Annotated in this window: 10 protein-coding genes; 8 read left to right on the top strand and 2 right to left on the bottom strand. The window is 73.2% G+C overall.

Translation table 11 applies throughout. The features are described 5' to 3' along the window. Positions 1–57: 57 nt before the first annotated feature. Positions 58–948 carry an alpha/beta fold hydrolase gene (locus tag AC07DS_RS35345; RefSeq protein ID WP_479152084.1) on the top strand — a complete coding sequence of 297 codons (891 nt, stop codon included), beginning with the start codon at positions 58–60 and terminating at the stop codon, positions 946–948. A gap of 12 nt (positions 949–960) precedes the next feature. Here AC07DS_RS35345 and AC07DS_RS35340 read toward each other — a convergent pair whose 3' ends face one another. Further along, positions 961–1,728, bottom strand: coding sequence for a polysaccharide deacetylase family protein (locus AC07DS_RS35340; protein ID WP_479152133.1), 768 nt, complete (start codon positions 1,726–1,728; stop codon positions 961–963). A gap of 184 nt (positions 1,729–1,912) precedes the next feature. On the opposite strand from AC07DS_RS35340, the gene AC07DS_RS35335 reads away from it, so the two are divergent. From AC07DS_RS35335 to AC07DS_RS35305, 7 genes are all read left to right on the top strand, one after another. Further along, the gene (locus tag AC07DS_RS35335; protein ID WP_479152082.1) at positions 1,913–2,554 is read left to right on the top strand and encodes a phosphoribosyltransferase; all 642 of its coding nucleotides are present in this window, start codon (positions 1,913–1,915) and stop codon (positions 2,552–2,554) included. A gap of 16 nt (positions 2,555–2,570) precedes the next feature. Next, positions 2,571–3,029 carry a TIGR03668 family PPOX class F420-dependent oxidoreductase gene (locus AC07DS_RS35330; RefSeq protein WP_479152081.1) on the top strand — a complete coding sequence of 153 codons (459 nt, stop codon included), beginning with the start codon at positions 2,571–2,573 and terminating at the stop codon, positions 3,027–3,029. Between the two features lie 163 nt (positions 3,030–3,192). After that, entirely contained in the window at positions 3,193–4,833 is a 1,641-nt protein-coding gene (locus tag AC07DS_RS35325; protein ID WP_479152079.1) for a S1 family peptidase, read from the top strand. Further along, the gene (locus tag AC07DS_RS35320) at positions 4,830–7,121 is read left to right on the top strand and encodes a serine/threonine-protein kinase (RefSeq protein ID WP_479152077.1); all 2,292 of its coding nucleotides are present in this window, start codon (positions 4,830–4,832) and stop codon (positions 7,119–7,121) included. The genes AC07DS_RS35325 and AC07DS_RS35320 overlap by 4 nt, the downstream gene beginning before the upstream one ends. Positions 7,122–7,160: 39 nt before the next feature. After that, entirely contained in the window at positions 7,161–8,693 is a 1,533-nt protein-coding gene (locus AC07DS_RS35315; protein WP_479152076.1) for a VWA domain-containing protein, read from the top strand. Then, a complete protein-coding gene (locus tag AC07DS_RS35310) occupies positions 8,687–9,724 on the top strand; it encodes a hypothetical protein (RefSeq protein WP_479152075.1) in 1,038 nt (345 codons plus the stop codon). Before AC07DS_RS35315 ends, AC07DS_RS35310 begins: the two co-directional genes overlap by 7 nt. After that, positions 9,721–11,028 carry an extracellular solute-binding protein gene (locus tag AC07DS_RS35305; RefSeq protein WP_479152073.1) on the top strand — a complete coding sequence of 436 codons (1,308 nt, stop codon included), beginning with the start codon at positions 9,721–9,723 and terminating at the stop codon, positions 11,026–11,028. The genes AC07DS_RS35310 and AC07DS_RS35305 overlap by 4 nt, the downstream gene beginning before the upstream one ends. Before the next feature lie 28 nt (positions 11,029–11,056). On the opposite strand, the gene AC07DS_RS35300 is transcribed toward AC07DS_RS35305, so the two are convergent. After that, positions 11,057–11,926, bottom strand: coding sequence for a LysR family transcriptional regulator (locus tag AC07DS_RS35300; protein ID WP_479152071.1), 870 nt, complete (start codon positions 11,924–11,926; stop codon positions 11,057–11,059). Between the last annotated feature and the right edge of the window lie 376 nt (positions 11,927–12,302).

Below are 12,302 nucleotides of genomic sequence, written 5' to 3'. Positions count from 1 at the left end.
GCACGACGGGACGCCCCGTCCCGTCCGATCCCGTCCGGACCATCCCGAGGAGGCCCCATGCCGTACTACGCGAGCCCCGTCGACGGCACCCGGCTGCACTACGTCGACCACGGCCCCGCCCGCGGGCCCGTCGTCGTGTTCGTCAGCAGCGCGTACCTGGGGTACGAGCTGTGGGAGTACCAGATGCTGCCGCTCGCCGAGGCCGGCTACCGGTGCGTCGGTCTCGACCGGCGCGGCCACGGACGCTCCGACGACGCCTGGCTCGGCTACGACCTCGACACCCTCGCCGACGACGTGCGTGGACTGCTCGACCACCTCGACCTGCGGGAGGTGACGCTGGTCGGGCACTCCGTCGGCACCGCCGAGGTGGTGCGCTGCCTGACCCGGCACGGCACCGACCGGGTGGCACGGGCCGTGCTCGTCGCCGGCGTCACACCGGGATTCGTCCGTTCGCCGGGGCTTCCCCAGGGCGTGGACCCGACGGTCGTGCGCGCCGACGACGAGATCTTCCGGCGCGATCGCGCGGGGTACTTCACCGCCTCGGCGGACGACTTCTTCGCGGCGAGCCGGCCCGGCAACGAGCTGTCCGCCGCGTATGTCCGCCACCTCGTCGACCGCTGCCTGGTCGCCACGCCGCGTGCCGCGAACGGGGTGCGGGCCGTGGTGGCCGCGCTCGACCTCACCGACGAGCTGCCCGGCGTGCGGGTCCCCGTGCTCGTCGTGCACGGCACCCACGACACCTCGGCACCCCTCGCGCTCACCGGGGAACGCGCCGCGCGGCTGCTGCCGCACGCCACGCTGAAGGTGTACGAGAACGGCGGTCACGGCCTGTTCGCCACCCACGCGCAGCAGCTCACCGCGGACCTGCGGGAGTTCGTCGACGCTGCGGCCGGCGAGTGCCGTGCGGACGCGGAGTTCGGGGGCCTCGCAGCTGCCGGCGCCGGCTGAACCGCCCCGGCCTCAGGGCCGGTACACCTTCCCCGGTTCGGCCTTGCCGGGGGCCAGGAGCTGGGGGACCGTCACGAAGACGTAGCCGCGCTGCTTCAGGGCGTCGATGATGCCGGGCACGGCGGGCACGGTGCCCTGGTAGATGTCGTGCAGCAGGATGATCCCGTCCCGCGACGCCTGATCGAGGACCCGCTTGGTGATCAGCGCGGAGTCGTTGGTCGTGTAGTCCTTCGCGGTGACGCTCCACAGCACCTCGGCGAGGCCCAGCTGTTTGGCGATCTTGTGCACGTTCGCGTCCGTACGGCCCTGCGGCGGGCGCATCAGCGTGGGCTTGTGCCCGGTGAGCCGCTCTATCGCGTCGTCGGGCCGCTTCAGCTCCTCGCGTATCTGCGCGTCGGAGATCCGGGTGAGGATCTTGTGGTCCCAGGTGTGGCTCGCCACCTCGTGGCCCTCGGCGGCCATCCGCTTGACCAGCTCCGGGTACTTCTCGATGTGCCGCTTGCCGAGCAGGAAGAACGTCGCCGGGACCTTCTTCTCCTTGAGGATGTCCAGCAGCCGCGCCGAGTTCTCGCTGGGCCCGGCGTCGAAGGTGAGCGCGATGCACTTGGCCTCGCGGCAGTCGACGGACCCGAAGTGGGCCGGCGCCCCGTGCGCCGCCCCGGCCCGCGCCGTGCTCGGCGCGGTCGTGTCGACCTCGGCGCAGCCGGACAGGGCCAGCGCCAGGCAGGCGGCTGCCGACGTGAGCGCGGACAGACGCAACCTCCGGCCCCCCGCACGCATCTTCTTGGGCGCATGCTGCGGGGCCGGGTTCGTCTCGGTCGAAGTCGAAGAAGGCATGCCCGGACTATACACTCTGTGTATAGTCCACGCGTTCGAATTATTCGGATGTATCCGACGGCACGTCCGGCGCCCGTAGCACCATGGAGGTACGGGGGAGGAGAGGACCCCGGCGAGAGGACGGCCCATGTACTACGCGGACCGCGCCGAGGCCGGACGCGAACTCGCCGGCCTGCTGAGAGACCTGCGCGACAGCGGGCGGCTTCCCGACCCCGTCGTCCTGGCCCTGCCCCGCGGCGGGATCGCGGTCGCCGCGCCCGTCGCCCGCGCCCTCGGCGCCCCGCTCGACGTGCTCGTCGTCCGCAAGATCGGCGCCCCGCACCACGCGGAGTTCGCCGTCGGCGCCCTCGCCGCCGACGATCCGCCGCTCTTCGACTCGGACACCCTCGACCGCCTGGGCCTGACCGAGCAGCGCCTCGCCCCGACCGTCGAGCGGGAACGGGCCGAGCTGGCCCGCCGGGAGCAGCGCTACCGCGGCGACCGCCCGCCCCCGGAACTCAAGGGCCGTACCGTGATCGTCGTCGACGACGGCCTGGCCACCGGCGCCACCGCCCGCGCCGCCCTGCGCCACGTATGGCGCCGGGCCCCCGCCCGGGTCGTGCTGGCCGTCCCGGTCGGCGCCCCGGACTCCCTCGCCCTGCTCGCGGACGAGGCCGACATGATCGTGTGCCCGCACCGGCCCGCCGGGTTCAGCGCCGTCGGTCAGTGGTACGCCGACTTCGGGCAGCTGACCGACGCGGACGTGCTCGACGCACTGCACGCGCGCTGAACGCCGGGGAGCGAGGATGCCCGCACTGGACGCGGCCGAGGCGCGGCGCCGGTTCACCGCCGCCCGGGTCGCCCGGCTGGCCACGGTCGACGCGGCGGGCCGGCCGCACCAGGTGCCGGTGGTCTTCGCCCGGTACACCCTCGACGGCACCGACCGGCTGGTGACCGCCGTCGACCACAAACCCAAGACCACCGCCCGCCTCAAGCGGCTGCGCAACATCGCCGCGCACCCGGCGGTGTGCCTGCTCGCGGACGCCTACGACGAGAACTGGGACCACCTGTGGTGGGTCCGCGCCGACGGCGAGGCCCGTGTCCTGCCGCCCGACCCGGCCGACCCGGCCGTCCGTGAGGCCCACGAGACCGCCGTACGGCTGCTGTGCGAGAAGTATCCGCAGTACCGGGACCACCCGCCGAACGGGCCGGTGATCGCCGTCGGCGTGCGGAGCTGGACCGGGTGGGAGGCCCGCGCGCGGTGACGCCGGACCGGGCGCGGCATCCGGCGCGGACGCCCGCATCCCGCCCGTCCGCGACAACCCCGTGCACACCAGTGGTACCGGAAGGGCACGCGGAGTAACCTCTCGTGACATGACGCGCACGGGGGAGCGAGCCGTCAAGTCGCGGTTAAGGACGCCACCTTGGGTGGCTCGCATAGAAGAGCAGGACGGACAGGTGCTCGGCGCCGGGGTGCTCCTCGCCCCTGACCGGGTGCTCACCGCGGCCCATGTCGTCCGGCCCGGCCTGTCCTACGTCGTCCACTTCGTCGGCGTGCCCGGCGTGCCGGGCGTGGCCGCCACGGTCCGGGCGGACGAGCATGTGCCGCAGCGGGAGGACGCCTTCGGCGACCGCATCGGCGACCTGGCCCTGCTGCGGCTGGCGCAGCCGCAGCCCGCCGAGCACACCACCCGGCTCTACCGGCTGGCCTCGCCGCACGGGCCGGTGAGCATGTACGGCTTCCCGGCCGGCGACGACGGCGGCCGCTGGCACGGCGCCACCCTGGTCGCCGCCCGCGGCCGGGACCACCAGGTGCAGCTGCGCCCGCAGACCCAGGGCGAGCTGGCCGCCCCGGGCTTCAGCGGCGGAGGAGTGGTCGACCACGAGACCGACGAGGTCATCGGGATCGTCCTCAGCGTCGACGACGGTCCGGGCTCCGTCTTCAGCTACATGAGCCCCACCGAGACCATCCTGAGCCATCTGCCCCAGGCCGCCGCCTGGAGCGAGGGCGCCGAAGCCGTCGACCCGACACTGCGCCCCGGCGCGACGGGCACCGCCGGCCGGCTCGACCTGCCCTTCGCCACCGAACTCGCCTCCTGGTTCCGGGGCGAGGGCTGGCCGGTGCTCGTCACCGTCGTCCCCGCCCGCAGCGGCCGCGCCTGGACCCTCACCCGCGCCGTCACCCTGGCCGACCGGGAGCTGCGCACCCAGCAGAACACCAGCGCCTTCAGCCACGACCCGCCCGAGACCGTACCGCCCGCCGGCGGCCACGATCTCGCCCTGGACGTCAAGGGAATGACGGAGAGTCAGGTCATGGACCGGATCGCCGAGCGGCTGGGCATCCGCGGCGACCCGAGGCCCGAACGGCTCGGCGCCCTGCGCGTGCCGCTCGCCGCCGTCCTGGTCGGTGTCGACCAGGCCGCCGACCCCGAGGCCCTGCTCGGCCTGCTGGAGCGGCTCGCCCAGCAGGGTGCCCGGCTGCTCCTGGTCTTCCGCCGCCGGGGCGGCCGCGCGGCCCAGGCTGCCGAATCCTTCGTCCGGTTACCGCTGCACCACCGCTGGACCCGGCTGCACCGCGAACTCGACCACATCGGGGACGAGTTGGGCCCCGCGCTCGACGAACGCCGGGGCCGGGTGGCAGCGGACCCCGGCACCCGGCAGCTGCTGGACCGGGCCGAGGCCGGTGTACGGCGCACCCGGATGCTCCTCGCCTGGGTCGCCCACTCCCCGGAACGGGAGCGGGAACCCCGCAGCGCCGACCTGCTGTTCACCTTCGAGGACGCGGCCGAGCGCCGCCGCCGGCGCCTGGAGGAGGCGATCTCGCTCCTCGACGACCGGCTGCGCCGCCGCGAGGAACTGCTCGGCCGGGTCACCGCCGAGTGGCCGCTGTGCCGGGAACGGGCCGCGGCCCAGGGCGACGACCGGGTCATGGAGGCCTACCGGCTCTACGAACTCGCCCTGTCACTGCTGCGGCAGAGCCCCTGCGACGTGGACGAGGCGGAGACCGCCGCCCGGCACTTCGTCGGCTTCTGCTCCGGTACGGCACCCGGAAGGGAGGGCACCCCATGACCTCGTGCATCCGGCCCGGCTGCGCGGGCCACATCATGGGCACCGGTTACTGCGACACCTGCGGACACCGGCACCTGGAGCCACGGACCGAGCCACGGACCGAGCCACGGACCGAGCCACGCACCGAGTCGCGGTCCGAGCCACCGCCTCCGCCGCCCGGGCCCGGGGAACCGCCCGGCCCGCAGCCCACCCACGCCGTCGCCGGAGTCGGCGAACTCGACCAGCACGGACTGGTCCTGCTGCCCGACGTCCCCGCCCCCGAGGGCGGGCTCGTCGAGGACCCCCGGCCGCCCACCGGCGGCCGCCGCTGCGGCGCGAACGGCTGCACGATGATCGTCGGCATCGGCTACGGCGGCCAGCCCGCCCCGGCGAAGGGCCGATGTCCCCGCTGCGGCACCCCCTACTCCTTCCTGCCCCAGCTGGACAAGGGCGACCTGGTCGCCGGCCACTACCGGATCCTCGGCTGCCTGGCCCGCGGCGGCCTCGGCTGGATCCACCTCGCCGAGGACACCAGCGCGGACGGCCACCGCGTCGTCCTCAAAGGGCTGATCGACGTCCACGACGCGCTGGCCCGCCGCAACGCCGTCGAGGAGCGCCGCTCGCTCACCGGTCTGCACCACCCCGACATCGTCCGCATCATCACCTACGTCGAACACCAGGCACCCGCCGGCCCGCCCACCGGCTACCTGGTCATGGACTACATCGGCGGCCGCTCCCTGCAGCAGCTCTTCGACGCCGACGACGCCGAGCGCGTCTTCCAGGGCCGCCCCCGCCTCGACCATGTGCTCACCTACGGCTGCAAGATCCTCGGCGTCCTGCAGTACATGCACGAACGCGGCCTGCTCTACTGCGACATGAAGCCCGCCAACGTCATCCACTTCGGGCGGGCGATCAAGGTCATCGACCTCGGCGCCGTCCGCGCGATCGGCGACCGCGGCTCCGCCTACGTCTACACGGCGAGCTTCGCCCCGCCCAAGGAGGAGGTCGACAGCCGCGGCTGGCACGTCGACAGCGACCTCTACACCGTCGGCATGACCCTGCAGGCCCTGGCCCGGGGCACCGAAGCGGCCCGTGGCCTCGCTCCCGACTCCTTCCGCCTCCTCATCGACCGCGCCACCCACGCCGAACCCCGCGCCCGGTTCCGCTCGGCCGCCGAGATGTCCCGCCAGCTCTGGGAGGTCCTGCGCGAGTTCCGTTCGCTGCAGTTCGGCGAGCAACTGCCGGAGAGCAGCACCCGGTTCCGCGCCACCGAGGCCAGCCTCGACGCCGGACTCGGCGCGATCCCCTCCCTCGAACACTGGACCGGCCGGCCCGGCGGACACCCCGCCGGTCTCGACGTCTCCCCGCCCGCGGCCGCCGAGGTCGCCGGCGCCCTGCCGGAACCGGTCCCCGACCCCGACGACGGGGCCGCCCTGCTGCTCGACACCTTCCCGCCCGACGCCCCCGGCCGGGTCGCCCGGCAGTGGCCCCGCGAATCCCGCCTCGGCACCCCGGAGACCGCGCTCTGGCTGTGCCGCGCCTATCTGAGACAGGGCGCACAGGACGAGGCCCAGAGCTGGCTGGCCGAGGCCGAGACCCTGCTCGGCGAGCGCGCCGCCGCCTACGACTGGCGCATCGCCTGGCACCGCGGCGTGCTCCACCTGAGCAAGGCCGAGGTACGGCGGGCCGGCAGCTGCTTCGAGGCCGTCTACCGGGCGCTGCCCGGCGAGTACGTGCCCAAACTGGCCCTCGGGTACTGCGCCGAACACGCCGGTGAGCAGCGTACGGCTCGGGCCATGCGGTTCTACGAGGCCGTGTGGGCCCGGGACTTCGCGCACACCGCCGCCGCGTTCGGTCTGGCCCGCGGCCACCTGGCCACGGGGGACCGGGACGCGGCCGTACACGTCCTCGACGACGTGCCCGCCACCTCCCGCCACTACGACGCCGCCCGCATCGCGGCCGTCCGTGTCCGCGCCGGTGTGCTGCACGGCCGCGCCCCGTCCGCGGCCGACCTGCGGGACGCGGACCACCGGCTGCCCGAGCTGCACCTGGACGGCGGCGCCGCCGGCGGGGAGTCGCGGGCCCGGCTGGTCGCCGAGGTTCGGGAGAACGTCCTGCACTGCCGCCCGAAGTCCGGCTGGGGACCGGAGTTCCCATCCGGTGACCTGCTCGGAGCCGGTGCCGAGGACGCCCTGCGCACGCTGCTGGAGCAGTCCTTCCGGCAGCTGGCCGCACAGGCGCGCACCGCGGGCGAGCACGGCCGGCTGCTCGACCTGGCCCATGCCGTACGGCCGATGAGCAGATTCTGAGGACGTGGACGACATCGGGGAAGCGAGGGGGACGCAACCATGAGCGTGGCCGGGAGAGGCGAGCGCACCGAGGACATCACGGTGACCCTCGCGGTCGGCCAGGAGAAGGAACTGCCCGTCGTGCCGACCGCGGCCGGGCGGTCCCGCGACCGTGAGATGCACGCCATCCTGGAGATCGGGGTCAGCAACAACGGCGCCCCGGGCATCGTCACCGGGGGTGTCCGCGGGGCCGGGCCCGCCCTCGCCGAGGTGCTGATCGTGGACACCTCCCGCTCCATGCTCCACCCGGACGCCAAACTGCGTGCCGCCAAGGACGCCACGGTCGCCGCCCTGCGGCTGCTGCCCGAGGGCACCGCGTTCGCCGTGCTCTCCGGCCGGTTCGACGCCACCGTCGTGCACCCCGGCCCGGACCGTGAGGGCATGGCCGTCGCCGGGACCACCGAACGGGAGGCCGCCGAACGCGCCGTACGGATCCTGGACGCGAACGGCGGCACCGCCATCGGCCACTGGCTCGACCTGGCCAGGCGGCTGCTGAGCAAACAGTCCGCGCCCGTCAAACACGTCCTGCTGCTCACCGACGGACACAACGAGCACGACCACCGCGCCGGCATGCGTCTGGACACCGCCCTGGAGGCCTGCGACGGCAGGTTCGTCTGCGACGCGTGGGGCATCGGCGACGACTGGGACGCCGACCTCCTGCTGGGCATCACCCGGCGGCTGCACGGCCGGGCCGGAGCGGTCCGACGCGAGTCGGAACTGCCCGCCGCGTACGAGGAGTTGGTGAACGGCCTGCTCGGCACGGCGGTCCCCGAGCTGCGCATCAAGATCACCCCGACACCCGGCACCGTGATCCGCCAGGTCAAGCAGGTCGTGCCGAAGGAACAGGAACTCCTCGCCACCGGAGCCGAGTTGGGTTCACGCGGCGCCGAGTACGTCACCCGCGCCTGGGGCGAGGAGACCCGGCACTTCCAGGTCGTGCTGACCGCCGACCCGACCGGCCGCGAGACAGACGAGGACCTCCAGCTCGCCGCCGTGGACGTGGTCGTACCCGACTTCGGCCCCGCCGTACGGCTGCCCGCGCCGCAGCCCGTCCTGGTGCGCTGGACCGACAACCCGCTCGACGCGTCCCGGCAGCATCCCGGGGTCCGCCGCCACGAGCTGTACCAGCAGGCGAGCGCCGCCGTGGCCCGGGCCTACCGGGCCTGGCTGCGCCGCGCCGAGGGCAGGGCGGAGGCCGACCGGGAACTCGCCCGGGCGCTGTCGCTGGCCGGGGAACTGGGCGACGCCCAACTGCTGGGCGCCCTGCGGCGGATCGAGGACGGGCCGGGCACGGGCCGGGTCCGCGACGGCCTCAAGGACGTCGACTGGCAGCACCTGATCCTCTCCAGCGCCATGACCACCCCGCCGGAACAGCCCGCCGAGGGTCCGCCCTCGGCGGGACCGGCGGCCGTCGGTCCGGAGAACCCGCCCGGTGCCGACGAGCTGATCGAGTGCCCGGGCTGCAGCTGGCTCGGCCCGGCGGACTCGGTGTACTGCGGCAGGTGCGGGCGTCTGCTGGGGGGAGCATGGTGAGCGTCGGCGCCCGCACCGGACCGGGCCGACGGGCGCGCGCCACAGCGAGCCCCCGCGACAGGGCCCCGCTGCCCCGGCACCTCGGCAGCCTCCTCGGCGCCGGGCCGCGACCGCCGGACCCGGGCAGCACGACCGCGTACGAACTCGCCGTGCGCCGCCGCCTGCTGCTGGCCCTGACGGCCCTGCTGACCCTGTCCCTCTTCCTGTCCTACGAGGGCGTGCACGCGGACGCCGGCCCGCTGCGCACCTCCAGCGCCCCCGCCGTCGTCGCCATCGACACCGCGCTGTACGCGCTCGGCGAGGCACAGGCGGACGCGACCGGGGGCACCCCCTCGACCAGCGAGTTCCAGAAACAGATCTCGGTGGCCGCGCAGAGCCTCGCCCTGGCCGCCGCCGACGACGTGGGCGGCCCGGGCGGCCGGCAGGCCCTGCAGACGGTCGCCGGCTTGATCACCGGATACACCGCCATGGTCGAGAAGGCCCAGCTCCAGTCCCAGGGAAGCGTGTCGCGGGACGCCTATCTGAGCTACGCGACCAGCATGCTGAAGACCGCGAAGACCGGCATAGAGGACCGGCTGAGACGGCTGCAGGACGAACAGCGGGCCGTGGTCGGTCGGCAGACCTCCTTCGGGTGGGCGCTGTGGCTCGGCTGGAGCGCGACCGCGCTGCTCGTCCTCGCGCTTGGCGCGGCCCTGGTGGAGACACAGCTCTTCCTGCGCCATCGCTTCCGGCGCAGGTTCAACCGTCAGCTCATCGCCGCATGTGCCCTGCTGGCCGGGGGGTTCACGACGCTCCTGCTGTTCACGGTGTGGACGCGCCAGGGCATGACGGACACCCGCGGCCTGCTCGACCGGTTGGTGTCCGGACAGGCCGTCACGGACGCCGGGCAGCACACCGCCGGGTACCTGGCGCACACCGGTCTCCGGGCGGCGGCCTCGGCGTGGATCGTACTGGGAGGCATCGCGCTCATGGCGCTGACCGAGACGGGTCTGCGACAGCACATCAACGACTACCGGTTCAGGCTCCGGTGAGCGCCCCCGGCACCGGCCCCGCGGCCGCCGTCCGGCGCCGTCCGCTGCGTACGGTCACCGTGCTGGTGAGCTGCCTGGCCGTACTGGCGGTGGCGGTCGTGCTGGGCGTACGCGCCCTGGGGCAGGAACCGACCGTCACCCTGCTGGCCAACTGGACGGGCAAGGACGAGCAGTACTTCCGGCAGGCGGTCATCGACCCCTTCGAGCGCAGGTACCACGTCCACGTCGACTACCAGGGAAGTTCCGCGGAGAGTCAGGTGCTCAGCGCCGATGTCGAGGCCGGCACCCCGCCCGACGTGGTGGTGCTCACCGGTCCGGGCGAACTCGCCGCCTACGCGGACCAGAAGCAGCTGCAGCCGATCGAGAAGCTCGTCCCGCAGGGCGACTTCAGCAAGTCCTGGGTAACTCCCAGGAACGGGCACGTGTACTGGTTCCCGCTCAAGGCCGACCTCAAGAGCATGGTCTGGTACCGGCCCGAGGTCGGTGCGCAGCAGCGCCGGAGCGCGGCGAAACGGCCTGACCAGTGGTGCCTCGGCATGGGATCGGGCGCCACCAGCGGCTGGCCGGGCACCGACTGGATCGAGGACATCCTGCTGCAGCGGTACGGCCCGGCTGTGTACGAGCGGTGGGCGCGCGGTCTGCTGCCCTGGCAGTCCAAGGAGGTGGAGGGGGCCTGGGTCACCTGGGGGAAGATGGTGGGCGCCGGTGGTTCCAGGGACCTGGTCCTGCGCGCGCTGCAGACCGAGTACCAGGCGGCGTCCGAGCTGGTTACGATGGACCCGCCCCAGTGCACCCTGGAGCATCAGGCCTCCTTCATCCGCAACCTGCAGCCGTGGAAGGAGGCGCACGGTCGTTACGAGCACTCGGACCGCCTCATCCCCGGCGCCACCGCGGACAATGCGTGGGAGGTCTCCGGCGACCTGGTCGCCCTGCTGCACGCCACCCCGCAGGCGCAGGAACTGATCCGGCACCTCGCCGCCGCCGGGACCCAGCGGGCGTGGAGCGCCAAGGAGGCCGGCCTCTCCGTCAACGCCCACGCACAGCCCACGGCCGGTGACTCCACCCCCTCCTGGCGCCGCTCGCTGGCCCGGACCCTCCTCGACCCCGACGCGGTCCACTGCTTCGACGCCTCCGACGCCATGCCGCCGCCGGTGCGCGACGCCTTCACCCAGGCGACCATCGACTTCCTCGCCGATCCGCACAGACTGGACGACCTGCTGAAGAACCTGGACAGCCTCGGCAGCGCGGAGAGCCTGAGCTGGCTGACATCCGTGTGCGACCGCACCCGCAGGAGGGGACCTTGAACGACTCCCAGGGCTTGCCCAACCACCCTCAGGGCTCGGTGGCGTCCAGCGCCGCCTGGGCTACCCGCCGTACCACGGTCCTTCGGTCGGCGCTGCGCCAGGCGAGCGCGGTCGAGCAGTGAATGTTCCCGGACAGGGGCACGATGACGACGTTGGCCCGGGCGTAGTGCTCGTCGGTGCTCTCCGAGACCAGTGCGACACCGCGGCCGACGGAGACGAGTTCGAGGGTCTCCTCGATGGACCGCGACGTCACCATGTCCCGCAGGTCCGTGATGCCCACGGCCTGCGGGGTGCGGAACTCGGCCCAGGCCCGGTCCTCGGAGAGGGGAACGACCCAGGTGCGCCCGGCGAGTTCGGACGGCTCGACACGCTCACGGCCGGCCAGCGGATCGTCCAGCGGGAGGGCGACCGCCCGCCGGTCACTGGCCACGGTCAGGCTGCGGATCGTGGGGTCGTCCAGCGGCGGCCACACGATGGCGAGGTCGGACTGACCGGACGTCAGACCGCAGCTCGGGTCGGCGTAGTCGTAACGGCGCAGGGTGATGTCGGCGTTCGTCTCGTCCCGGACGAGTTTCATGAGCCACGAGGTGCGGCGGCCGGCCGCCTCCCCCATGAAGCCGATCGTGAGACGCGGTCCGCGGTCCGCGAGCAGCGCGTCGACCTGGTCGGCCGCGTCCACGGCCGCGAGCGCGTCACCGAGCAACTGCCGCCCGAAGTCGGTGAGATGGACGCCGTCCCGGGTTCGGCTCAGGAGCGGCCGGCCCGCCTCGGACTCCAGCCGGCGGATCGCGTCGCTCACCGCCGGCTGCCGCACCTCGAGGGCGTCCGCCGCCCGCCGGAACGAACCCGTGCGAGCGACGGCGGCGAAGGCGCGCAACATGGCAAGCGTCGTGGGCACCTCCGGAGCATAACCGGCACGCTCCCAACCATCGCTTATGGCCATCGACTCTGCTTATGGGGGTACGGGGCGCGGGTGGGCCGATGATCGGGGGCATGTGGCGCCCAGATTTCGCCGCACCCGCCCCCCGGAGGAAGGATCCCGCCATCGTCGTGCGCCTGTGAGGATTGATTTGTGTCATTTAAAGTGCATATATTCCGCTGACTTGGAATGAGTTTGAGTCAGTATCCGGCCCCAGCCTGCCGACGCTCGAATTTTCGCCCTTGTAACCGGGCTGTCGAGCGTGTTTGACTCAAGCGAAGGCGCCACCAACGGGGGTAGTGAGTGTCAAGGTTTCCTTTTCCCAGGGTTCACCTGTGGTCCCTTTACAGACCGC

The sequence above is a fragment of the Streptomyces sp. NPDC044064 genome, assembly GCF_056434245.1.
The sequence above is the reverse complement of the archived record's forward strand: the minus strand, read 5'-3'. Positions and strand labels throughout refer to the sequence as shown.

Excerpts from the sequence above, each read along its gene's own strand:
- AC07DS_RS35345 (WP_479152084.1), top strand. The coding sequence starts at position 58 with ATGCCGTACTACGCGAGCCCCGTCGACGGCACCCGGCTGCACTACGTC.
- AC07DS_RS35340 (WP_479152133.1), bottom strand. The coding sequence starts at position 1,728 with ATGCGTGCGGGGGGCCGGAGGTTGCGTCTGTCCGCGCTCACGTCGGCA.
- AC07DS_RS35335 (WP_479152082.1), top strand. The coding sequence starts at position 1,913 with ATGTACTACGCGGACCGCGCCGAGGCCGGACGCGAACTCGCCGGCCTG.
- AC07DS_RS35330 (WP_479152081.1), top strand. The coding sequence starts at position 2,571 with ATGCCCGCACTGGACGCGGCCGAGGCGCGGCGCCGGTTCACCGCCGCC.
- AC07DS_RS35320 (WP_479152077.1), top strand. The coding sequence starts at position 4,830 with ATGACCTCGTGCATCCGGCCCGGCTGCGCGGGCCACATCATGGGCACC.
- AC07DS_RS35315 (WP_479152076.1), top strand. The coding sequence starts at position 7,161 with ATGAGCGTGGCCGGGAGAGGCGAGCGCACCGAGGACATCACGGTGACC.
- AC07DS_RS35310 (WP_479152075.1), top strand. The coding sequence starts at position 8,687 with ATGGTGAGCGTCGGCGCCCGCACCGGACCGGGCCGACGGGCGCGCGCC.